A 21,050-nucleotide genomic window follows, 5' to 3' on the forward strand; every position below is an offset into this window, starting at 1 on the left:
ATCCATCACGTCAATTAATATATATTGATGCCAATAATCACGAATCGTGATTTCCATCACAACACCGTCCGACCACCCTTTTCGCCATGGAATTCCGTCAGGTTCAATACTTTCTCTCGCTCTATGACGAGAGGTCGATGACCAAGGCGGCCAGCCGCCTGAACGTGGTGCAGCCGGCCCTGAGCATGCAGCTGGCCAAGCTGGAGAGCGAGCTCGGACAGCAGCTCTTCATCCGCAGCACGCGCGGCATGGAGCCCACGCCGGCAGGGCGTCAGATGTACAAGCTGTTTCGCCCGGTGATGGGCGACTTTGCCCGCGCGCGCGAGCTGCTGATGCAGACAGATGGCGAACTTAGCGGCCACGTGTCCATCGGGCTGATCGCCACCGTGGCGCAGGACCTGCTGGCGGGCGCCGTGACCGAATTCTCCGAAGCCCATCCACGCGTTACCCTGTCGCTGAGTGATGGCTACACGCCAGCCCTGTGCAAAGCCGTAACCGAAGGGCTGCTGGACGCGGCCATCATCAACCAGCCACGTCGCAAGCTGGCCCTCAACAGCCACCCGGTGCTGAGCGAGGACTTCGTCCTCGTGACGGGGCTGCGGCACGCGCCGCTAAGCGAAACCGTCGCGCTGCGCCAGGCTACAGCCCTCAAGCTGGTGCTGCCCACGCGACTGCACGGCCTGCGCGACATTCTGGAGAGCTTCGCCCAGGTCGAAGGCGTCGAGTTGTCGCCTGCGCTGGAAGTGGATTCGATGAACGCCCTCCTGCAGTTGGTCGAGATGGGCAGTTATGCCACCCTATTGCCACGGATCGCCGTTCGCAGCCGGGTGGAGGAAGGCGTCCTGCTGGCCCACACCATCGTGGAGCCGACGCTGGTACGCCACGTCGTGTGCGTCACCCACCCGCGGCGAGCCTTGAGCCCGGCGGCCTCGGCCTTCATCGCCATGCTGGAGCAACACGCGCAGTCCCGGACAGCAACATCTCCAGCAACACCAGTCCGTCCCTGACGCCCACTGCAGTAGCCCCCATGACCAGCGACCCGATCCGCCACGATGACCCGATGGAGTCGCCCTTGTGGCGCTATGCGCTGGCTCTGTACGCCAAGTCGGGGGTAGCGCCCGCTTGCCTGGCCCTGCAGGCGCACGCCGGCGTGGATGTCTGCGTCCTGCTGTATGCGTTCTACGCCGCGAACCAGGGCCGGCCGCTGACACCGGCGCAGCTGGAAGCGTCAGACCAGCGGGTGCGCGGCTGGCGGAAGCGCGTGATCTTGCCCTTGCGCCATCTGCGCCAAGACATGAAAGACGGCATCGCCCCGGTCCCGCGGGCGCTACTTGAACGCATCCGGCAAGAGGTCAAGCAGGCCGAGCTGCAGGCCGAGAAGGTGACCCTGGCCATGTTACATCTCGAATTCCAGGCGCAGGCTGCGCCACCCGCTGCCGGTCAGCGCAGCGGAACAACTGTCCGAGAGGTGGTTCGCCTGTACCTTCAACTCAGCCAGCTGCCTGCGCAGCACCTGCAACTGCCGCAAGTACAACAAGCCATCGAAACCCTCGAGTGCCAGGCAGGCGCGATGCCTCAGGAGCTGCCCCGCGGACCAGCCTGACCCTAGCGGTTCGCGCGATTCTTCAACCAGCGCATCAGCCCGCCCACCAGCGGCAGCTTCTCGTAAAGCTCCTCGGCCGCATCCCAGTAGTCCCGGTGCGAGCGGATGCGCCCGTCATGGGCCAGCCGCAGATGCGTGGCGCCGCGGATGGTCTGCAGCTCGCTGGTCTTGAAGTTGCGGAAACGGAAATGGAAATCCCAGGTCAGCAGGACCTGCTCGCCCTCGACCACGCGGCCGGTCACGACGAACCGTGGCTCGTGCAGGTTGACGTACATGTGGCGGAAGATGCGCTGGATGGGCAGGATGCCGCGCACCTCGTTGAAGGGGTCCTTGAAATACGCGTCTTCGGTATAGAACTCGGGAAAACGCTCGACGCTCTGCGGCGTCAGCGTTTCAAAGAAGACGGCGATCTTTTCGACGGCATGGCTCATGCTCCGGTGGCCTTTCTAACCAGGGGGAAGTAGAGACGGTAGGGCAACAGGCGCATGAACTTGAGCCAGCGCGTGAAGCGTTTGGGAAAATGCAATTCGAAGTCGCCGCGCGCCCAGCCGGCCAGCATCTCGCGCGCTGCGACTTCGGGCGTGATGAGCGCGGGCATCCTGAAATCGTTCTGCGCGGTCAGCGGCGTCTCGACGAAGCCGGGGTTGACCACGCTCACGCCCAGGCCCAGGGCACCCAGGTCCAGGTAGAGGGCTTCGGCCAGGTTGATGAGCGCGGCCTTGGTCGGGCCGTAGGCCAGGCTCTTGGGCAGGCCGCGGAAGCCCGCCACGCTGCTGACCAGGCTCAAGTGCCCGCCCTGCCCCGCCGCGGCCTGCCGCTGCAGCTGAGGCAACACCGCCTCCAGCAGGTAGAGAGCGCCCACGTAGTTGACCTGTTCGTGGCGCAGCATTTCCTCCAGGCTGTAGGCCCGGGCGTCGACCGGCAGGTAATAGCCGGCGCAGTACACCACCAGGTCCAGCGGGCCGCGCTCGGCGACAGCGTCGCTGGCCAGCTGCAGGGCGCGGCGGTCCGTGACATCCAGCGCCAGGGCCACGGCGCGCGGCCGGCCCTGGGCATCGGCACCCGGGTGTGCGGCCACCCAGGCATCGAGCTGATCCGCCTTGCGGGCTGAGACAAACACCGTGGCGCCTTGTGCGTGCAGCAGGTCGGCGCAGGCCTGGCCGATGCCGCTGGAGGCACCGACCAGCCAGACCGTCTTGCCGGCCCAGTTGCGCAGGGGAGGATTGAGAGCCATGGTCAGCGCTTGCTGAAGGACAGGGTGACTTCACCCAGGCGCACCCCCCATTTGCTCATGGTGGCGCGGTTGAGCATGACGCGGTCGTTCATCTGGTACATCCAGTCCTCGAAATGTACGACGATGTTGCGCCCGTCCACCGGCAGGTCCAGGTCGTAGGCCCAGTAGAAGGCGTTGCCGCGCTCCTCGCCATGGGCCTCGCCCACCACGTCACCGGCGGTGCCGACATAGAGCCCCTGCCTGCCGGCCCCAGGGCGGCGACGCAGCGTCCAGATGCGCTTCTGTGTCGTGCCATCGGAGTAGGTGAAGTCTTCGTCGAGCACGCCGACCTCGCGGCCGCTCTCGCCGCTCCAGCTGCAGTTCATGACCACGGTGAAACGCTTGACGACCTTGCCCGAGCGATCGGTGAAGACACCGTAGGCATCCACCGTGCCGTTGAAATAACGGCGCAGGTCGAGCTCGGGTTTTTCCTGGGCGTAATCGGCCACGGTGGGCGAGGCACAGCCGGCCAGGGTGGTGGCGCCAAGCGCGGCGGCGCCGGTCAGCAGGAGACGACGTTTCATGAGGACCCTTTGCGATGGATAAAGAAGACATAAAGCAGGCCACCCGCCGCCAGCTTGAGCGCACAGGGCAGCAGGCAGTAGGCGATGGTGAGCGACTGCAGGGCCTGGGGCTCGCGCGCGCCAGGCGCATAACCGTAGAAACCCAGCAGGGGCAGGGCCAGGCCGGCGGCCAGGGCGAGGTTGAGTTTGGTGGCGAAGTTCCACCAGCCGTAGTAGGCGCCTTGCGTGCGACCCAGGTCACCGGCGCGCGCAATGAGGCCGGCCAGCATGGCGCCAGGCATCACGAGGTCGGCACCCAAGGCGGCGCCCGAGAGCACGCAGATGGCGATGAAGAGCCAGGCATCCCCGCTGCCCAGGGTGCTGGCCCAGACGAAGACGGCCACCGCCAGCCCGATGCCGCCCAGCCAGCTGCGGGCCAGGCCGAAGCGGCGCACGGCGGCCAGCCACAGGGGCATGGACAGGGCCGCACTCAGGAAGTAGCTGCCCAGAAAGAGCGGCTCCATGGACGCCGACGCCTGCAGCCGGTCCTGCACGAAAAAGAGCACCAGCGTGGCCGGCACCGCGCTGGCGATGCCGTTCAACATGAAGACCGCGAGCAGGCGACGAAAGGGCGCGCGCTGCCAGGGTTGCCAGAGATGGCCGGCCTCGGACGCCGTACCCGTGATCGCATCGGCCGCCGGGCGCGGCGCCGCGCGCCAGGCCAGCCAGCCCAGCAGCAAGGCGCCCCAGAACAGGCCAACCATGACGTCCAGCCCCCACAGCACGGGCGCCACCGACGCCAGCAGCACACCGACGAGGCCCAGGCCCTCGCGCCAGGCCACCAGGCGGCTCTGGCGCACGGCGTCACCCCCGAGCAAGGCACCCCAGGCCTGGTGCGAGAGGGTCACCGCGCTGAAGCTGGCGTAGGTGAGCATCAGCAGCACGGCGCTGACGACCAGCAGGCCGCCCCCGCTGCGCAGCGGAGGAAAGAAGAGCAGCGCAAACCCCCCGCCCATGAGCCCGCACGCGAGCGCGGCCCAGGCCAGCAGCGTGACCGGGGACCGGCGGTAGAGCCGGTCGCTCACGCGGCCCAGCAGCGGATCGATCAGCGCATCGGCCAGGCGCGTGGCCAGCAGCAAGGCGCCCAGCGTGGCCAGCGGCACGCCGAACTCGCGCGCATAGTGGTTGGGCAGCAGCACATACAGTGGCAAGGCCACGAATGCCAGCGGCAGGCCCATGAGGCCATAGCGCCAGGCTTGCGCGACCGAGAGTGTGGAAGAGGTCGTCATGCAGGTTTGCCGTTCAGCGGGCGCTCGCGGACTGGCCCAGCAGGGCCAGCCTCAACCTCGGGGCCGAGGTCTGCTCCGACAGCCAGATCCCGAAGAACAGGCGGGCGAACTCGGGGTCGGCGATTTCCCCCGCGGGCTTGCCGTTGGCGTAAAACTGCGCGCCGCGGCCCGGCAGGTTCACGCCGGTCAGTCGGTCGCCGTTGGACACATCCGGAAAGACCGCGACCATGGCCTGCAGCCAGGCTTGCGCCTGCGCGTCGCTGAAGGGGCCGACGCGACGCATCTCGTCGATGGAGCGCTGGGCGATGTCGCGCCCCTTGAAGTCGCGCCGGTAGTGCAGCTCCAGCGCATAACGCTGGCGCGGCAGGGCCGCGGCATCGAAACCGGGCTCGACCCACAGGCTGGCCTGGTAGACGTCGAAACCCCACCAGGTGTACAGGCCGCTGCCGGCCTGGCGCGGCTGCGCCAGCAGGGGCGAGGCAACCCGCGCCGGCGGCGGCACGCTCTCGGCCAGCACCGGCGCGGCGGCCAGCAGCAGGACGAGTCCGGCGAAAGTTGCTACGCTTTTTGTAGCGTGAACTGGATCACGTCGATATTGGCTTCGTCGAAGGCCGCTTCGCAGTAGGCGAGGTAGAACTCCCATAGGTGCATGAACCTTTCGTCAAATCCGAGTTGCAGGATGCGGCTGCGCTCCGCCAGGAACTGGCGGCGCCAGCGACGCAGGGTTTCGGCGTAGTCGGGACCGAAGGACAGTTCGTCCACCACCTTCAGGCCGGCCGCCTGCGCCTGGCGGCGGAACTCGGCGGGGCACGGCAGGCAGCCACCGGGGAAGATGTACTGCTGGATGAAATCGGTCGAGTGGAGGTAGCGCTCGAACAGGCGGTCCTCGATCACGATGCTCTGGATGCAGGCACGGCCACCGCTCTTGAGCAATCGCGCCACGCTCTGGAAGTAGGTCGGCCAGTATTCCTGGCCCACGGCCTCGACCATCTCGATGGAGCAGATCGCGTCATACGGGCCGTCGTTGATGTCGCGGTAGTCCTGCAGGCGCAGGTCGGCGCGCGCGGCGGCCTCGGGCCCCAGATTGCGCATGCGCTCCCGGCCCCAACCCAGCTGCTCGGTGCTCAGCGTGACACCGGTCAGCGCGGCCTGGAATTCGGTGACGGCCATCTCGGCCAGCGCGCCCCAGCCACAGCCGATCTCCAGCACGCGGTCACCCGGCTGCACACCCGCCAGGCGCAGCGCGCGCCGCACCTTGGCCTGCTGGGCGGCAACCATGTCGCCGTCCAGCTTGCCCTCGAACCAGGCCGAGGAGTAGTTCATGGTGCCGTCCAGCCACAGGCGGTAGAAGGCATTGCCCAGGTCGTAGTGGGCGTGGATGTTCTTGCGGCTGTTGGTCCGGGTGTTGCGGTGGAAGAGGTGACGCAGGCGGTAGAACAGGCTGCCCAGCCAGCTGCCGTAGATCACCTCCTCCAGCGCCTGGCGGTTGCGGATGAACAGGCGCAGCAGTGCGGCCAGGTCGGAGGTCGTCCACTGGCCGGCCATGTAGCTTTCGGCGAAGCCGATGTCACCGGACTTCATCGTGGCGCCGAAAACGGCCCAGTCGTGCAGCACCAGGCTGGCAGCCGGCTGCTCGCCGTTGCCGTAGCGCAGCTGGGTGCCGTCGGGCAGTTGCAGGGAGAGCGTGCCATGCTGCAGTCGTTCGAGCAGGCGCAGGACGGAGCGGGCACTGGCGGGCGCGCTGCGCGGCAGCACGAGGCGGGAAGCCGTGGTGGTGTTCATGGCGTGGAGGCTGGAGGGATGGAACGGGTGACGAAGTCGGCGGGAGGCACCGGCTTGGCGAAAAAGGGGACGCGCTTGAGCCACAGGCGCACGGCCTGCCAATGGATGTGGGCGATCAACGCCAGCGTCATGGCCGGCTGGCGCCACAGCACACGGCGCGCGCTCAGCGCGGTATAGGGCTGCAGCACGCCGCTGACGCTGGTCTGCAGCAGCAGGCCCTGGGCATCCATCAGGTCGACGCAGGCGACGGTGCGCTCCAAGCCGGCACGCTCGGTGCGCATGAAGCGGAAGCGGTATTCGCCTTCCACGCGGCAGAAGGGCGAGACGTGGAAGACCTTGCTGGCGCGCTGCTCCTGGCCGTAGCGCGGCGCATCGAGCAGGTAGCAGTGGCGCTCGCCGAAGGTGTTGTTGACCTCGGCCACGATGGCGCGCAGCGTGCCGTCGCGGCGGTGGCAGTACCAGAAGCTCACCGGCTTGAAGGCGTACCCCAGCACACGCGGGTAGGAATGCAACCAGATCTCGCCGTCGGCATCCGTGATGCCTTCGCGCCGCAGCAACTCCTCCATCCAGCCCAGCGCCCCGCCCTGCGCGGCACCGCGGCCGTCGCCATGGTCGCTGTCATGGAAGCTGAGCCAGCCGGCACGGTTGTGCGCCAGCTCGCCACTGCCATAGCGGCACATGCTGCGCAGCGGCAGCATGAGAAAGAAGGTGGAGTAGGCAAAAGCGTGCCGCGTCGGGCGCAGGCGCGTGTGGCGCACCTGGCCGCGGGCGATCAGGGGCACGTCGGGCTGGCTCATGCAGCTTCCCGATAGGCCATGCGCGCCAGCAGTTGCTGCGCCACCAACAGGCCGGACTTGAGGCCGTCTTCGTGAAAACCGTAGCCGGTCCAGGCGCCGGCGTACCAGGTACGCTGGCGGCCCTGCAGCCTGGGCAGTTCCTTCTGCGCGGCAATGGCACCCAGGTCGAACACCGGATGCGCGTACGCGTAGTCGCCCAGCACATGCTGCGGTTCGATCTCGCGCAGCGGGTTGAGGCTGACGACCACCGGCTGCTCGAAGGGCAGCGGCTGCAGCTGGTTCAGCAGATAGTGCAGGCAGACGCGGCTGCTTTCCTGCCCGGTGGCGGGTGCGCGCTCGTAGTTCCAGGCGGCCCAGGCCAGGCGGCGCTCGGGCAGCACGGAGGCATCGGTGTGCAGCACGGCGCGGTTGGCCTGGTAGCGGATGGCACCCAGCACGCGGCCTTCTTCGGCCGACGGCCGGCGCAGCAGGGCCAGGGCCTGGTCGGAGTGGGTGGCCAGCACGACCTGGTCGAAACGCTGGGCGCCATGGTCGGTGGTGAGCGTCACGCCGTGGTCGTCGCGCTCGATGGCGCGCACGGGAGTATTGAGACGCTTGTCGGGGATGCGCGCCACGATCTTCTCGACATAACGGCGCGCGCCGCCCGTCACCGTCCACCACTGCGGGCGGTTGTTCACCTGGATCAGGCCGTGGTTGTGACAGAAGCGGATCATGGTGGCCACGGGGAACTCGAGCATCTGCACCGTCGGACAGCTCCAGATGCAGGCCATCATGGGCAGGAAGTACCAGTCACGGAATTCGACGCTGAAACGCTGTTCGTCCAGCCACTCGCCCAGGGGCTGGGACAGCTGCGCATCGGCCCCGGCTTCGGCCAGGGTCGTGGCCAGGCGGTTGAAACGCAGCACCTCGCGCAGCATGCGCAGGAAGCGCCAGTTCAGCAGATTGCTGCGCTGGGCAAACACGCTGTTGAGGCTCGCACCGTTCCATTCCAGCCGGCGGCCGGCTCCACCGGCCTGGACCGAGAAGGACATGTCGGTCTTGGCGGTGGCGATGTCCAGTTCACCGAACAGGCGGATCAGGTTGGGGTAGGTGCGCTCGTTGAAGACCAGGAAACCGGTGTCCACACCCCAGGTGACGGACCCATGGTGGGTGGGCAAGGTCACGTCCACCGTGTGGGTGTGACCGCCGAAATAGTCACCCGCCTCGTACAGGGTCAGCTCGGCATGGCCCTGCAAAGCATGGGCCACGGCCAGGCCGGAAATGCCGGAGCCGACGATGGCGACCTTCATGTGCAGGCTCGCTTCCACGGGCCCGGGACGCCCGGAACGGCCGATTTGCCTGACCAGCGGGAGCAGTTGGAAAGAATTTTTGACATGGACAAAACTTAGGTTAAACAGTTAATATCGCGTTGTTTTCGAAGATTATCTTCGTTTGTCCTAGACAAAAAGATTTATAGTGAAAGACCTTACTGATGAGTCAGGAATGACAGGCGCGACGGCCGGCACCGACCTGCCCATCGCCGCGGTGGAGCGCGACACGGGTCTTTCCAAGGACACGCTGCGCGTATGGGAACGCCGTTACGGCTTCCCGCAGCCCGTGCGCGACGCCTTCGACGAGCGCCTGTACCCGTCCGAGCAGGTCGAGCGCCTGCGCCTGATTGCACGCCTGCTGGGGGCCGGCCAGCGCCCCGGGCGCGTGGTGCCCCTGTCGCTGGCCGAGTTGCAGCAACTGCTGCTGGACTCGGCCCCGGTCCCGACGCACTCCCCCCTCACCCCCGAACTGCAGGCCGTCCTGGACCTGGTGCGCCAGCACGAGGTGATGGCCTTGCGCCGCACCCTGAACCAGGCCGTGCTGCGACTGGGCCTGGGCCGCTTCCTGACCGAACTGCTGGCGCCGCTGAACGCACAGGTAGGCGAAGCCTGGGTGCGCGGCGAGATCCAGGTGTTCGAGGAACATATGTATACGGAGAGCGTGACCGCCGTGCTGCGCAGCGCCCTGGGCAGCATGGCCTCCATGCCGCGCCCGGGCCGCCCGCGGGTGCTGCTGGCAACCTTTCCGCAGGAATCCCACATGCTGGGCCTGCTGATGGCCGAGATCACCCTGGTTCTGGAAGGCTGCGAATGCGTCTCGCTCGGGGCCCAGACACCCGTGGCCGAGATCGTGCGCGCGGCGCAGGCCAACCGCGCCCAGATCGTGGGCCTGAGCTTCAGCCCGGCCTTCAATGCGCAGCTGCTGCAGCGCAGCCTGCAGGATCTGCGCAGCCGGCTGCCGGCCGGGATCGAGATCTGGGCCGGTGGCAGCCACCCGGTGCTGCAACGGCGCCCCCCCGAGGGCGTGACCCCGGTACCCCGGCTGGAAGACATCGGCCGTCTGCTGGGCCTGTGGAGTGCGGGCCAGCCCTGGCCGACCCCGTCGGCATGAGGAACTCAGGCTGCGCTGTCGCGCTTTTTCAGATCGGCCAGCATCAGGCTGGACTCGCCCAGGCGGCCCGCCAGGATGCGGGCGATGTTGCGGTAGATGGCCGAGGCGCTCTCGGGGTTGGCATCGATGAGTTCGCGGTAGAAACGCATGGCCACCAGCGGGCCGGTGGCGCGCACCGTGGCCGACCGCACGTCGTTGCCGACCAGGGCCATCTCGCCGAAGCACTCGCCCGGACCCAGGCGCGCCAACTCGACCGGTTTGCCGTCGCGCATCTTTTCGACCACCACGTCGCCGGCGATCAGGACATAAAAGGAGTTGCCCATGTCGCCTTCACGGAACACCGCTTCGCCGGTCTGGACCGTGAAATGTTCGCCCGTGGCCAGCGTGTCCAGCAGGCAAGGCTGGCTCATGCCCGCAAAAATCGGAACCTTCTGCGCGATCTTCTGGATGATGGCCGGGTCGAGCTTGAGCACCGATGCAGCGCGCGGGGGCAACACCTCGGCCCGCACCCGCTCGGCGATGTTCTGGACGATGGCAGGATTGATGCCCATGTTCTTGTGTCCCCTGTGGCGCACCGCCTGCTGGCGGTACATCGCACATCTTACACAGCGGTGGCGGCCGTGGCACGCCACGGCCTGGCATTTTTCGCACGGTGGCAGCGCGTCTTACGCCGCGCGCAGCTGGACCGGCGGCGCCTGCGCCGGGTGCCGCCCGGCCGTCCAGAAACCGGACGACCCGTATACTTGTCGCCGATCAGCTCGGCCTCCATGGCCGCGTCCGCGCCCCGTGGCGGGGCCGGCATAATAAGCATACGCATACTCTCCAACATTCCGATCGCATGGCCGTCCTCACCATCGTCTTTGCTGACCTGACCGGAAGTACCGGGCTGTTCGAGGCATTGGGCAATGCCAGGGCGGCTGAATTGGTGACACGCACCACGCACTGGATAGGCAAGACCTTCCAGGCGCGCGGCGGGCGTGTCATCAAGTACCTGGGCGACGGGGTGCTGGCCTCCTTTTCCGACAACCAGGCCGCCGTGCTGTCCATGGTCGAGATGCAGCGCATGCAGCGCGAGCGCAGCAGCAGCATGCCGGGCCTGAGCAAGATGCAGGTCAAGGTGGGGCTGGCCCGCGGCGAAGTGGTGGAACAGGACGGCGACTGCTTCGGTGACGCCGTCAACATGGCCTCGCGCCTGAGCGACCTGTCGGGCGCCGAGCAGATCTTTGCGTCCGAGAGCGTCATCGAGGCGCTGTACAACGACGGCGACATCAACTACCGCAACCTCGGCCCCATGGACATCCGGGGCAAGAGCGAGCCCATCATCGTCTACCGCATCGACTGGCAGCGCGAGACCACCTCCGAGATCATGACCATGCAGGCCGGTCTGGAGACGGTCGGCGCGCCCAGCAGCCGCCTGCCCAGTACCATCGAGCTGACCTGGCGCGAGCACAACATCCTGTTCGAGGCCATGGACATGCCGGTCTTCCTGGGCCGCGGCAACGACGCCCAGTTCGCGGTGCTCGACCCGCGCGTCTCGCGCCTGCACGCCCGCCTGGATCGCCGCGGCGAACTCTTCGTCCTCTCGGACATCAGCAGCTACGGCACCTGGGTGCGTTTTGCCGGCTCCTCGGCCGTGATCTCCCTGCGCCGCCAGGAATGCGTGCTGCTGGACAAGGGCGAGATGGCGCTGGGTGCCTCCTTCGACGACCCGACCGCCCCCATCGTCAGCTTCTGGTTCACCAACAAGAACAACTGAGCCGGTCCTAGCGCCATGACCCGCCGGGCCCTCCCCAAGCTGATCGACGATCTGCGCGCCTACCAGGCCGAACTGGAAGCGCAGAACAGCGCGCTCGAATTCAGCCGCATCGCCGCCGAGGGCGCTTCCGAACGTTTCGAGTCGCTGTTCTCCAATGTGCCGCTAGGACTCATGGTGGTCGACGAGTTCGGCATGGTGGAGCAGAGCAACGCCATGGCGCTCAAGCTGTTCCGGCCCAAGGAATCCGACCCGCCGCTGAACTTCCTGCTGCCCCTGGTCACACCCGACCACGTGGAGCGCGTGCAGCAGTCGCTGGACGAGGCCAAGATCCAGGGCCATAGCGACACCAACGAGGTGGTGTTCTCCAGCGGGCTGGAGGCCCGCTTCACCGGCGACCTGCACATCGCACGCATCCAGTATTCGCAGGACCGCGACCTGACCCATTTCATCTGCGCCGTGATCGACCAGGGCCCGCTGCTGACCGAGCGGCGCGCGCTGCAGGAACGCCGCCGCGCGCTGCAGGAAAGCGCGCTGGCCCTGCAGCAGCGCAACGAGGAACTGCGCCTCTCCGAGAACCGCCTGGCCGCCATCATCAACTCGTCCCTGGACGCCATCATCTGCGTCGACGGCGAGCAGCGCATCACCGTCTTCAACCCGGCCGCCGCCGCGCTCTTCCACTGCCCGCCCGAGCAGGCGCTCAAGACCTCGCTCGGGCGCTTCCTGCCCGAGGCCATCGGCGCGATCGCCGCCACCCGCCTCTCGACCCAGGCCACGCTGGGCGAAGTGATAGGCCGCACCGTGGAAGGCCGTCCCCTGATGCTGGAAGTCAGCGTCTCGCGCGAACGCCAGCCCGAAGGCGACGGCGACATCACCACGGTCTTCGCGCGCGACCTGACGACGCGCCGCGAGATGGAAGTGCAGCGCAACATCCTCGAAGCGCAGCTGCGCGAGGCGCACAAGATGCAGGCCATCGGCACGATGGCCGGCGGCATCGCGCACGACTTCAACAACATCCTGGGCGCCATCCTGGGCAACGTCACGCTGGCCCGCCAGGATGCCGGGGCCGACTCGCCGGTGCAGGTCTGCCTGACCGAAGTCGAAAAGGCCGGCCGCCGCGGTCGTGACCTGGTGCGCCAGATCCTGACCTTCAGCCGCAACGAGCCGCCCAAGCGCCACCCGATCCAGCTGGTCGAGGTGGTGCAGGAATCGGTGCGCCTCATGAAGGTCACGCTGCCGCCTGCGGTGGACCTGCAGGTGCGCCTGCGCGAGACGCCGGCCGTGCTGGCCGACGCGACCCAGGTCGAGCAGGCCCTGATCAACCTGTGCACCAACGCCGTCCACGCCATCGGCAACGCGCGCGGCACGGTCAGCATCGAACTCGACAGCACCCATCCCGACATGCTGGAGTGCCAGCGCCTGGGCCTGACCGAGGGCCGCTACGTGACGCTGGCCGTGCGTGACAGCGGCAGCGGCATGGAGGCCGAGACCCTGCAGCGCATCTTCGAACCCTTCTTCACCACCAAGCCGGTGGGCCAGGGCACGGGCCTGGGCCTGGCCGTGGTGCACGGCGTGATGCGCACCCACCTGGGGACCGTGGACGTGAGCAGCTCGCCCGGCAACGGCAGCGAATTCACGCTCTATTTCCCCGCGGCCGAGGCCGAGAGCGACAGCCTTCCCGCGCCGGCCGAGCCCACGCGCCTGCAGACCGCCATGGGCTTCGGCCGCCACGTGATGTACGTCGATGACGACCAGGCCCTGTCCTTCCTGGTCGAGCGCGTGCTGGCGCGGCGCGGTTTCAAGGTCAGCGTCTACACCGACCCGCAGGCCGCGCTGGCCGCCTTGCGCGCGCAGCCCGACGACTACGACCTGCTGGTGACCGACTACAACATGCCGGGTTACAGCGGCGTCGAGCTGCTCAAGGACGCGCACCGCATCCGCCCCAAGCTGCCCATGGCACTGGCCTCGGGCTACATCACGCCCGAGATCGAGGCCAGCGCGCTGGAAGCCGGTGCCCGTGCCCTGATCCACAAGCCCAACGACGTCTCGGAGCTGTGCGACACCGTGCAGCGCCTGATCCAGGGTGAGCCCCAGCGCTGAACCCGTCGGTATTGCCTGCCTGCACGCCGACGACGCGCTGCTGGTGCTGGACAAACCCGCCGGCCTGCTCTCGGTGCCCGGGCGCGGCACCGACAAGCAGGACTGTGCCAGCGCCCGCGCCCAGGCGCTGTGGCCCGACGCGCTGATCGTGCACCGGCTGGACATGGCCACCTCTGGCCTGCTGCTGATGGCGCGCGGCAGCGCGATGCAGCGCACGCTGAGCATGGCCTTCGAATCCCGTTCGGTCCGCAAACGCTACGTGGCGCTGGTCGCCGGCCACGTGCCGCCGCCGCCCGCCGAGGGGGGCGAGATCGACCTGCCGCTCATGAGCGACTGGCCCAACCGGCCCCGCCAGAGGGTGGACGCCGGCGGCAAGCCCAGCCAGACGCGCTGGCGCGTGCTGGCGCACGAGCACGATGCCAGGGGCCGGCCGCAGACCCGGCTGGAGCTCGAGCCGGTGACGGGCCGCACGCACCAGCTGCGCGTGCATCTGCAGGCCATCGGCCACCCCATCCTGGGCGACGCCCTCTATGCGGACGCCGACACCCAGGCACGCTGCCCGCGCCTGCAACTGCACGCCGCCGAGCTGGCGCTCACGCACCCCGCCACGGGCGAAGCCCTGCACTGGTACAGCCCGCCCCCCTTCTGATGTCCAAGGAGAACCCCATGGCCGATACCCATCTGTACATCCTCACCGGCGCCTCGCGCGGCATGGGCCTGGCCATGGCACAGCAGCTGCTGGCGCCCGGCCACACCCTGCTGTGCCTCTCGCGCAAGGACAACGCGGCGCTGGCGGCGCTGGCGGCACAGGCCGGCTGCCCGCTGGAACAGTGGCCACTGGACCTCTCGCACAGCCGCGAGGCCGCGGCCATGCTGCGGCAATGGCTGGGCCGCCCGAGGATGCGCCATGCCGGCGCCACGCTGATCAACAACGCCGGCACGATCCCGCGCATTGCGCCGCTGTCGGAGATCGACCCCGACGACCTGGCCCAGGCCCTGCGCGTGGACCTGGAAGCGCCCCTGGCGCTTTGCGCGGCCTTCCTGGCCGCCACCGAAGGCTGGGGCGTACCGCGCCGCATCCTCAACATCTCCTCGGGCCTGGGCCGCCGGCCCATGGCCTCGCAGGCTGTCTATTGCGCGGCCAAGGCCGGCATGGACCACTACACACGCTGCCTGGCGCTGGAAGAAGCGCTCAAGCCCCAGGGCGCCAAGGTCTGCTCGCTGGCGCCCGGCGTGATCGACACCGACATGCAGGTGCAACTGCGCGGCGCCGATGCCGCGGCCTTCCCCGACCGCGCACGTTTTGAACAGCTCAAGAGTGCCGGCCAGCTCGACAGCCCCGAGGCCGCCGCGCGCAAGGTGCTGGCGTATCTGGACCGGCCGGACTTCGGCGCCGAACCCGTAGCCGACGTGCGTGGATGAGCAGACACCCGATCAACGAAGACCTGGCAGACCTACGGGATGGATCGCGGAACGCCGTGGAACCGGCTTGGCCGGGCCACTGGCGTTGCCCCTTCTCTTGAAAGGGGGGGGTGTAACGAACGCAGGAGCGGAGCCTGGGGGAGCTTCTCTAATGCAGCGTCAGTACGGGGATGGCGGTGTGCGCCAGCACGCGCTGCGTCTGGCTGCCCACGAAGAGGCGCTCCATCAGACCCATGCCGTGCGTGCCCATGACGATGAGATCGGCGCCGCACTGTTGTGCCGCATCGAGGATGGCGCGGTAGACGATCTTCTGCTCGCGCATGAGCAGGCGTTCGCAGGGCACGCCAGCGGCGCGCGCCACGGTCTCGGCCTGCTCCAGCCAGTAGGTGGCGGCCTGCAGGCCGGGCACCTCCTGGGGTTCGTCGTGGGGCCGGTAGCCGCTGGCCATGATGCCGGCCGGAAAGTGTTCGAGTGCGGTCATCACCGTGACCCGGGCCCCCAGACGCTGGGCCAGCTCGACGCCGCGCGCCACCGCGCGCATGGCCGGCTCGGACCCATCGGTAGGCAACAGGATATGCTGGAACATGGAAACCTCCTGGTCGAAGCGGATACCGCCTCACTTTAGACCGGCTATTGCGCGCCGGCTTGATCCGTATCAAGATTCAAGCCGGCCCGGGCGACCGCTTTGACCGCACACTGGAGCCCCCGCAACGCAACCACCATGACACCCCAGAAGCAACGCAGCCTGGCCGCCAAGCTCACGCTGGCCGCCACCCCCTTCCTGCTGCTGGCCCTGCTGGCCACGGCGGCCACGCTGTGGGTATCCTGGCAGCTCGATGGCGGTGCGGCCGCCGTCAACGAAGCCGGGCGCATGCGCATGCAGGCCTACCGCATGGCCCTGGCGCGCAGCGCCGGGCAGACAACGGAGCTGCTGCCGCTGGTCCAGGAGTTCGAGGCCAGCCTGCAGGTGCTGCGCACGGGCGACCCCGAGCGCCCGCTCTTCGTGCCCTGGGACGACACCGTGCAGGAGCGCTTTGTCGTCATCGAGAGCGACTGGAAAGCCTTCCGCCCCCTGCTCGAATCCGGCGTGGCCCAGTCGGGCCTGCGCATCCAGACCATGGCCTTCGTCGCCGACATCGATGCTTTCGTGCATGGCATCGAGACCCATATCTCGCGCTGGACGGCCATCCTGCACCTGCTGCAGACCACGCTGATGGCCCTGGTCGTCCTGGGCGCGGTGGTGCTGCTCTATGTCGGCCAGCTGCTGGTGCTCGAACCCGTGGGCCTGCTCAAGCGGGCCATCGAGAAGATCCAGGGCGGCGACTTCGACGCGCGCGTCGAGCGCGTCAGCAGTGACGAGTTCGGCACCCTGGCCGAAGGCTTCAACGACATGGCCACGCACCTGCAGTCCATGTACCGCAACCTCGAAGCCAAGGTGGCCGAGAAGACCGCCGAGCTGGAAGAAAAACGCGAACGCCTGGCCAGCCTCTACGAAATCACCGCGCTGGTGGCGCGCAGCACCTCGCTCGACGAGCTGGCCCAGGGTTTCGTGCGCAGCATCCAGCGCATCGCGCATGCCGACGGTGTGGCCTTGCGCTGGTCCGACCAATCCAACCAGCGCTACCTCATGCTGGCCGCCCAGGGCCTGCCCGCCGACATGGTGGAAGCCGAGCACTGCATCCACAAGGGCGATTGCGACTGCGGCGCCAGCACGGCCACCAGCGCCGGGCTGCGCGTCATCCCCATCCACACGCTGGGCGACACGCGCGACCGCCTGTGCGGGCAGGCCGGTTTCGAGTCGCTGGTCAACATCCCGGTGCGCCTGCACGAACGCCTCATGGGCGAGGTGGACCTGTTTTTCCACGCCCGCACCGAGCCCTCGGCCGCCGAACGCTCCCTGCTCGAAGCCCTGGCCAGCCACCTGGCCGGCGCCATGGAGAACCTGCGCCTGAACGCCCTGGACATGGAGGCCGCGGTGTCCCAGGAGCGCCACCTGCTGGCGCGCGAGTTGCATGACTCCATCGCACAGTCCCTGGCCTTCCTCAAGATCCAGGTGCAGCTCATGCGCGACGCCCTGGCCGCAGGAGACGCGCAGGGCATGGCCAAGGTGCTGGAGGAGATCGATGCGGGCGTGCGCGAAAGTTATGGCGACGTGCGTGAGCTGCTGATGCACTTCCGCACCCGCACCAACACCGAAGACATCGAGACCGCGCTGACCACCACGCTGCACAAGTTCGAACTGCAAAGCGGCCTGAAGGGACACCTGCAGATGCAGGGCCACGGCCTGCCGCTGGCGCCCGACCTGCAGATCCAGGTGCTGCACATCGTGCAGGAGGCGCTCTCCAACGTGCGCAAGCACGCCCGCGCCTCGCAGGTCTGGCTCGATGTGCAGCAGCAGCCCGAATGGCGCTTCGAGGTGCGTGACGACGGCAGCGGTTTCGACACCCGCGACGACGGTATCGACGAGAGCCACGTGGGCCTGCGCATCATGCGCGAGCGCGCCGAGCGCATCGGCGCACGGGTCGAACTCATCTCCACCCCGGGCAGCGGCACCTCCATGGTGCTGACCCTGCCGGCCCAGCTGGTCGCCGCCCGCGCGCCCGCCCCGACCCTGCCGGCAACCGGCCCCCTTGAACATGCAGCCTGAGCGCATCCGCATCCTGGTGGTCGACGACCACACCCTGTTTCGCCGCGGCCTGATCGCCCTGCTGGCACGCGAACCCAACTTCGAGGTGGTGGGCGACGCGGCCGATGCCGGCCAGGCCCAGCGCCGCGCGCAGGAACTGCAGCCCGACCTGATCCTGCTGGACAACCACCTGCCCGGCGTGCGCGGCGTCGACGCCCTGCCCGCGCTGCGCGAAGCCGCGCCCCAGGCCCGTGTGCTCATGCTCACCGTCAGCGAGGACGAGCAGGACCTGGGCACGGCGCTGAAGGCCGGCGCCGCCGGCTACCTGCTCAAGACCATCGAAGGCGACGCACTGGCCACGGCCATCGCCCGTGTCATGCGCGGCGAAAACGTGGTGGCGCCCGAGATGACCAGCAAGCTGGTCTCGGCTTTCCAGAACGGGCGCACGCCCCCCGCGCCCACACCTGCCGCGCCCAGCCCGGCCCAGGCCCTGCTGGACCAGCTCTCGCCGCGCGAGCGCGACATCCTGCGCGGCATCGCGCGCGGCGCGAGCAACAAGGAGATCGGCACCGACCTCGGCATCGCCGAAACCACGGTCAAGATCCACGTGCAGCACGTGCTGCGCAAGCTGGCGGTGAGCACGCGCGTGCAGGCGGCGGTGCTGGCGACCAGCGCGGGGGTGAACTGAGCCGCTCGACAGCGGCCGGCTCCGGGTCTACCCGGGATTGCCGTGCTGTCCGGCCCGCCGATAGACTACCCGGACTGATACGTCGTTTGGAATCAAGTTGGACAAGGCAAGCAGGCACCGGTTGCAGCACCGCAAGGAATGGGTGGGGGTCCTGCTCGGCCTGCTGGGCCTGGCCCTGCTGCTGAGCTGGGACCTGCACCGGGACTTCCAGTCCATCACGCAGGAAGGCCGGAGCCGCCTGATGCACAACATCAAGGTGGCCGACGCTACGCTCAGCCGGCGCCTGCAGACCACCAGCAACGCCCTGCAGTCGATCCGCGGGGCGGTACAGGCGCAGACGCTGAACCGCCGGGAACTGGATGAACTCCTGGCCATCATGGTGGCCGCCCAGACCGGGGTGCGCTCCATCCTGCTGGTCGGCCGCGATGGTCAGGTCATCGCCAGCAACCGGCCGGAGCTGCGCGGGCTGAGCTTCCTCGACTCCGAACGCTACACAACCATCCGCAGCGCGGCCGACCCGCCCCTCTTGCACATCTCCCCGCCTTTTGCGACGCCCCTGGGCCAGTACGCGGTGGGCGCAGGCATGATGGTCGCCGACGCCCGGGGGCGTTTCAACGGTTATGTGCTGGCCATCCTGGATCCCGACTACTTCCGGATCCTGCTGGAATCGCTGCTGTATGCAGAGGATGTGCATGCCTCGCTGATCCACGCGGACGGCAGGATCGTCTTCCGCATGCCCGACCCGGAACAGGTCACCGGCACCAACCTGGTCGAGCGGCCCGGCTCCCTGTTCAAGCGCTTCATGGACAGCGGCAAAAAAGACGACATCATCACCGGCTTGGCCGCCGCCACCAACGTGGAACGCACCATCGCCTTCGCCCGCATCGCACCCACCACGACCCCGGTGGACAAGCCCCTGGTCATTTCCATCGACCGCAGGCTCTCGGTCCTGTATGCCCCCTGGCACAAGGAAGTGCAGTTCAGGGCAGCGCTGTTTGCGGTCATCCTGTTCCTCTCGGTCTTCGGCCTCTACATCTACCAGGTCCGCCACCGCGCCATCGAACAGCTGGAGGAAGCCCAGGAAGCGGAACGCGACGCGACGGAAAAAAGGATCCTCCAGCTCAACGCGGAGCTGGAGGAAAAGGTCCACCAGCGTACCGCCGAACTGGAGAAGGCGAACTCGGAACTGAGGCACCTCTCGCGGCACGATGTCCTGACCGGTGTGCCCAACCGCATGGCGGCCAACGAACGCCTGCACGGCGAATTCATGCGCCTGAAACGCACAGGGGCCCGCTACACGGTGCTGATGGTGGACGTCGACCACTTCAAGCGCATCAATGACAGCCATGGCCACGAAGCCGGAGACCATGTCCTGCGGCGAGTGGCCAAGACCCTGGCCGCCAGCATCCGGGCTTCCGATTTCCTGGCCCGCTTTGGCGGCGAGGAATTCGTCCTGCTGCTGCCGGAGACCGCCCCGGAGGCTGCGCTGCAGGTGGCGGAAAAGATCCGCCAGGCGGTGCAATCCAGGGCCGACCCCATCGCCGGCAGCATCACCGTGAGCATCGGTCTGGCCGGCGCCAGCCCCCAGGACAAGGACGAAAACGCCGCCCTCAAGCGGGCCGACGACCAGCTCTACGTGGCCAAGACGGGCGGTCGCAACCGCGTGGCATCGGCTGGCGCCGGCGCCTAGGGGCCTTCATCTCCCGAGGGCAGGTGGCATCCCGGACCTCGTCACAGGGCTACAGCACGGCATGCGCCACGGCGCTGTACAGCGGTATCCCCAGGATGATGTTGAGCGGAAAGGTCAGGCCCAGCGAGAGACCGAAGTACAGCGGCGGGCGCGCTTCCGGGATGGCATACCGGAGCACGGCGGGCACGGCGATGTACGAGGCGCTCGCGGACAGCACCATCAGCAGGATCACGTCGCCCAGCGGCAGGCCCAGCAGCGCGCCCAGCCCCAGCGCCAGGCTGGCATGCACCAGCGGTGCCACCACCGCGTAGGCCAGCAGCAGGGGAGAGATGCCCTTGAGCTGCGGCAGGTTGCGCGCAGTCATGAGTCCCATGTCGAGCAGGAAGAAGGCCAGCATGCCCTTGAACAGGTCGCCGGAGAAGGGCTGCATCGCGGTCTTGCCGGCATCGCCGCTCAGCAGGCCCACGACCATCGCCCCGAGCAGCAGCAGCTGGGCGCCATCGGTGAAGGATTCGTGCAGGACCTTGCCCAGCCGCAGTCCGCGCGGGCCGCCCAGGCTGGCGGTGCCATCGCCCAGGACCTGCTGACCGCCCGGGGACTGGCGCTGGCGCAGCGTATTGGCCAGCACAACGGCCAGGATGATCGCCGGAGATTCCATCAGGGCCAGCGCTGCCGCCATGTGCCCCCCGTAGGCAATGTGCTGCTGCTCCAGGTACTGCACGGCGGTGACAAAGGTGACGGCGCTGACCGAGCCATAGGTTGCGGCCACCGCAGCCGCATCGAAACCCGGCAGGAACCGCCTGAGGATCTGGTAGCCCAGGATCGGGATGAGGATCGCCAGCGAGACGGCCGCCAGCAGGCTGGTCACCACGCCGGTGGTGAGGCCCGAGTGCGCCAGGGCAAAGCCACCCTTGAGCCCCAGCGCCATGAGCAGGTACAGCGAAAGAAAGCGCGCGATGGGCGGCGGGATTTCAAGGTTGGACTTGAGCGTCCCCGCCAGCACGCCAAAGACAAAAAAGAGAATCGCGGGATCGAGCAAGTTGTGCATGGGTACTCCTGTGTCTCCCATGGTACGGATCCAGGCAAATAAGTAAAATCGATTC

21 protein-coding genes are annotated in these 21,050 nt (G+C 67.9%); 10 read left to right on the plus strand and 11 right to left on the minus strand.

All coding sequences use genetic code 11. From position 1 onward, the window contains the following. Window positions 1–86: 86 nt before the first annotated feature. Window positions 87–1,007: a LysR family transcriptional regulator gene (locus AC1RRP_RS01840; RefSeq protein WP_493032667.1), complete on the plus strand. Its 921-nt coding sequence runs from the start codon at window positions 87–89 to the stop codon at window positions 1,005–1,007. Window positions 1,008–1,027: 20 nt separating this feature from the next. After that, window positions 1,028–1,603, plus strand: a complete 576-nt coding sequence (locus AC1RRP_RS01845) for a TIGR02444 family protein (protein ID WP_493032669.1) — start codon at window positions 1,028–1,030, stop codon at window positions 1,601–1,603. A 2-nt stretch (window positions 1,604–1,605) separates the two neighbouring features. On the opposite strand, the gene AC1RRP_RS01850 is transcribed toward AC1RRP_RS01845, so the two are convergent. From AC1RRP_RS01850 to AC1RRP_RS01885, 8 genes are read right to left on the minus strand one after another with little or no spacing between them, the layout of a single operon-like run. Next, window positions 1,606–2,034, minus strand: coding sequence for a nuclear transport factor 2 family protein (locus AC1RRP_RS01850; RefSeq protein WP_493032671.1), 429 nt, complete (start codon window positions 2,032–2,034; stop codon window positions 1,606–1,608). Continuing rightward, window positions 2,031–2,837 (minus strand): SDR family NAD(P)-dependent oxidoreductase, encoded by an 807-nt coding sequence (locus tag AC1RRP_RS01855; protein ID WP_493032673.1) that lies wholly within the window; start codon window positions 2,835–2,837, stop codon window positions 2,031–2,033. Before AC1RRP_RS01855 ends, AC1RRP_RS01850 begins: the two co-directional genes overlap by 4 nt. Window positions 2,838–2,839: 2 nt before the next feature. Then, window positions 2,840–3,400 (minus strand): DUF3833 domain-containing protein, encoded by a 561-nt coding sequence (locus AC1RRP_RS01860; RefSeq protein WP_493032675.1) that lies wholly within the window; start codon window positions 3,398–3,400, stop codon window positions 2,840–2,842. Continuing rightward, window positions 3,397–4,668, minus strand: coding sequence for an MFS transporter (locus tag AC1RRP_RS01865; protein ID WP_493032677.1), 1,272 nt, complete (start codon window positions 4,666–4,668; stop codon window positions 3,397–3,399). The genes AC1RRP_RS01860 and AC1RRP_RS01865 overlap by 4 nt, the downstream gene beginning before the upstream one ends. Window positions 4,669–4,681: 13 nt before the next feature. Then, a complete protein-coding gene (locus AC1RRP_RS01870; protein ID WP_493032679.1) occupies window positions 4,682–5,185 on the minus strand; it encodes a chalcone isomerase family protein in 504 nt (167 codons plus the stop codon). Between the two features lie 41 nt (window positions 5,186–5,226). Continuing rightward, entirely contained in the window at window positions 5,227–6,450 is a 1,224-nt protein-coding gene (locus AC1RRP_RS01875; protein WP_493032681.1) for a class I SAM-dependent methyltransferase, read from the minus strand. Next, complete coding sequence (locus tag AC1RRP_RS01880) at window positions 6,447–7,247, minus strand: DUF1365 domain-containing protein (protein ID WP_493032683.1); 801 nt, start codon at window positions 7,245–7,247, stop codon at window positions 6,447–6,449. Before AC1RRP_RS01880 ends, AC1RRP_RS01875 begins: the two co-directional genes overlap by 4 nt. After that, window positions 7,244–8,536 carry an NAD(P)/FAD-dependent oxidoreductase gene (locus AC1RRP_RS01885; RefSeq protein ID WP_493032685.1) on the minus strand — a complete coding sequence of 431 codons (1,293 nt, stop codon included), beginning with the start codon at window positions 8,534–8,536 and terminating at the stop codon, window positions 7,244–7,246. The genes AC1RRP_RS01880 and AC1RRP_RS01885 overlap by 4 nt, the downstream gene beginning before the upstream one ends. 193 nt (window positions 8,537–8,729) lie before the next feature. On the opposite strand from AC1RRP_RS01885, the gene AC1RRP_RS01890 reads away from it, so the two are divergent. Beyond that, window positions 8,730–9,668 (plus strand): MerR family transcriptional regulator, encoded by a 939-nt coding sequence (locus tag AC1RRP_RS01890; RefSeq protein ID WP_493032687.1) that lies wholly within the window; start codon window positions 8,730–8,732, stop codon window positions 9,666–9,668. Between the two features lie 5 nt (window positions 9,669–9,673). Here AC1RRP_RS01890 and AC1RRP_RS01895 read toward each other — a convergent pair whose 3' ends face one another. Then, window positions 9,674–10,219: a cyclic nucleotide-binding domain-containing protein gene (locus AC1RRP_RS01895; RefSeq protein WP_493032689.1), complete on the minus strand. Its 546-nt coding sequence runs from the start codon at window positions 10,217–10,219 to the stop codon at window positions 9,674–9,676. A 287-nt stretch (window positions 10,220–10,506) separates the two neighbouring features. On the opposite strand from AC1RRP_RS01895, the gene AC1RRP_RS01900 reads away from it, so the two are divergent. The 4 genes from AC1RRP_RS01900 to AC1RRP_RS01915 are packed head-to-tail and all read left to right on the plus strand — an operon-like array spanning window position 10,507 to window position 14,943. Next, the gene (locus AC1RRP_RS01900; protein ID WP_493032691.1) at window positions 10,507–11,424 is read left to right on the plus strand and encodes an adenylate/guanylate cyclase domain-containing protein; all 918 of its coding nucleotides are present in this window, start codon (window positions 10,507–10,509) and stop codon (window positions 11,422–11,424) included. Between the two features lie 15 nt (window positions 11,425–11,439). Then, on the plus strand, window positions 11,440–13,521 hold the full coding sequence (locus AC1RRP_RS01905) for a PAS domain-containing hybrid sensor histidine kinase/response regulator (protein WP_493032693.1): 2,082 nt from the start codon (window positions 11,440–11,442) through the stop codon (window positions 13,519–13,521). After that, complete coding sequence (locus AC1RRP_RS01910; protein WP_493032695.1) at window positions 13,505–14,170, plus strand: RluA family pseudouridine synthase; 666 nt, start codon at window positions 13,505–13,507, stop codon at window positions 14,168–14,170. The genes AC1RRP_RS01905 and AC1RRP_RS01910 overlap by 17 nt, the downstream gene beginning before the upstream one ends. Before the next feature lie 17 nt (window positions 14,171–14,187). Next, window positions 14,188–14,943: an SDR family NAD(P)-dependent oxidoreductase gene (locus AC1RRP_RS01915; RefSeq protein WP_493032697.1), complete on the plus strand. Its 756-nt coding sequence runs from the start codon at window positions 14,188–14,190 to the stop codon at window positions 14,941–14,943. Window positions 14,944–15,091: 148 nt separating this feature from the next. On the opposite strand, the gene AC1RRP_RS01920 is transcribed toward AC1RRP_RS01915, so the two are convergent. Further along, window positions 15,092–15,529: a universal stress protein gene (locus tag AC1RRP_RS01920; protein ID WP_493032699.1), complete on the minus strand. Its 438-nt coding sequence runs from the start codon at window positions 15,527–15,529 to the stop codon at window positions 15,092–15,094. 135 nt (window positions 15,530–15,664) lie between these two features. Between AC1RRP_RS01920 and AC1RRP_RS01925 the strand changes: the two genes are divergently transcribed. From AC1RRP_RS01925 to AC1RRP_RS01935, 3 genes are all read left to right on the plus strand, one after another. After that, window positions 15,665–17,590 (plus strand): type IV pili methyl-accepting chemotaxis transducer N-terminal domain-containing protein, encoded by a 1,926-nt coding sequence (locus AC1RRP_RS01925; protein ID WP_493032701.1) that lies wholly within the window; start codon window positions 15,665–15,667, stop codon window positions 17,588–17,590. Beyond that, the gene (locus tag AC1RRP_RS01930; RefSeq protein WP_493033426.1) at window positions 17,580–18,257 is read left to right on the plus strand and encodes a response regulator; all 678 of its coding nucleotides are present in this window, start codon (window positions 17,580–17,582) and stop codon (window positions 18,255–18,257) included. The genes AC1RRP_RS01925 and AC1RRP_RS01930 overlap by 11 nt, the downstream gene beginning before the upstream one ends. A 97-nt stretch (window positions 18,258–18,354) precedes the next feature. Then, window positions 18,355–19,947 carry a sensor domain-containing diguanylate cyclase gene (locus tag AC1RRP_RS01935; protein WP_493032703.1) on the plus strand — a complete coding sequence of 531 codons (1,593 nt, stop codon included), beginning with the start codon at window positions 18,355–18,357 and terminating at the stop codon, window positions 19,945–19,947. Window positions 19,948–19,996: 49 nt separating this feature from the next. Here AC1RRP_RS01935 and AC1RRP_RS01940 read toward each other — a convergent pair whose 3' ends face one another. Then, window positions 19,997–20,995, minus strand: a complete 999-nt coding sequence (locus tag AC1RRP_RS01940) for a sodium-dependent bicarbonate transport family permease (RefSeq protein ID WP_493032705.1) — start codon at window positions 20,993–20,995, stop codon at window positions 19,997–19,999. Window positions 20,996–21,050: the final 55 nt, after the last annotated feature.

It is taken from the genome of Hylemonella sp. GW821-FHT12C09 (assembly GCF_058807395.1).

Bases quoted from the DNA above. Each gene is read 5' to 3' on its own strand.
- AC1RRP_RS01900 (WP_493032691.1), top strand. From the start codon at position 10,507: ATGGCCGTCCTCACCATCGTCTTTGCTGACCTGACCGGAAGTACCGGG.
- AC1RRP_RS01940 (WP_493032705.1), bottom strand. From the start codon at position 20,995: ATGCACAACTTGCTCGATCCCGCGATTCTCTTTTTTGTCTTTGGCGTG.
- AC1RRP_RS01880 (WP_493032683.1), bottom strand. From the start codon at position 7,247: ATGAGCCAGCCCGACGTGCCCCTGATCGCCCGCGGCCAGGTGCGCCAC.
- AC1RRP_RS01850 (WP_493032671.1), bottom strand. From the start codon at position 2,034: ATGAGCCATGCCGTCGAAAAGATCGCCGTCTTCTTTGAAACGCTGACG.
- AC1RRP_RS01885 (WP_493032685.1), bottom strand. From the start codon at position 8,536: ATGAAGGTCGCCATCGTCGGCTCCGGCATTTCCGGCCTGGCCGTGGCC.
- AC1RRP_RS01855 (WP_493032673.1), bottom strand. From the start codon at position 2,837: ATGGCTCTCAATCCTCCCCTGCGCAACTGGGCCGGCAAGACGGTCTGG.
- AC1RRP_RS01890 (WP_493032687.1), top strand. From the start codon at position 8,730: ATGACAGGCGCGACGGCCGGCACCGACCTGCCCATCGCCGCGGTGGAG.
- AC1RRP_RS01905 (WP_493032693.1), top strand. From the start codon at position 11,440: ATGACCCGCCGGGCCCTCCCCAAGCTGATCGACGATCTGCGCGCCTAC.
- AC1RRP_RS01915 (WP_493032697.1), top strand. From the start codon at position 14,188: ATGGCCGATACCCATCTGTACATCCTCACCGGCGCCTCGCGCGGCATG.
- AC1RRP_RS01840 (WP_493032667.1), top strand. From the start codon at position 87: ATGGAATTCCGTCAGGTTCAATACTTTCTCTCGCTCTATGACGAGAGG.
- AC1RRP_RS01845 (WP_493032669.1), top strand. From the start codon at position 1,028: ATGACCAGCGACCCGATCCGCCACGATGACCCGATGGAGTCGCCCTTG.
- AC1RRP_RS01930 (WP_493033426.1), top strand. From the start codon at position 17,580: ATGCAGCCTGAGCGCATCCGCATCCTGGTGGTCGACGACCACACCCTG.
- AC1RRP_RS01860 (WP_493032675.1), bottom strand. From the start codon at position 3,400: ATGAAACGTCGTCTCCTGCTGACCGGCGCCGCCGCGCTTGGCGCCACC.
- AC1RRP_RS01865 (WP_493032677.1), bottom strand. From the start codon at position 4,668: ATGACGACCTCTTCCACACTCTCGGTCGCGCAAGCCTGGCGCTATGGC.
- AC1RRP_RS01925 (WP_493032701.1), top strand. From the start codon at position 15,665: ATGACACCCCAGAAGCAACGCAGCCTGGCCGCCAAGCTCACGCTGGCC.
- AC1RRP_RS01920 (WP_493032699.1), bottom strand. From the start codon at position 15,529: ATGTTCCAGCATATCCTGTTGCCTACCGATGGGTCCGAGCCGGCCATG.
- AC1RRP_RS01875 (WP_493032681.1), bottom strand. From the start codon at position 6,450: ATGAACACCACCACGGCTTCCCGCCTCGTGCTGCCGCGCAGCGCGCCC.
- AC1RRP_RS01895 (WP_493032689.1), bottom strand. From the start codon at position 10,219: ATGGGCATCAATCCTGCCATCGTCCAGAACATCGCCGAGCGGGTGCGG.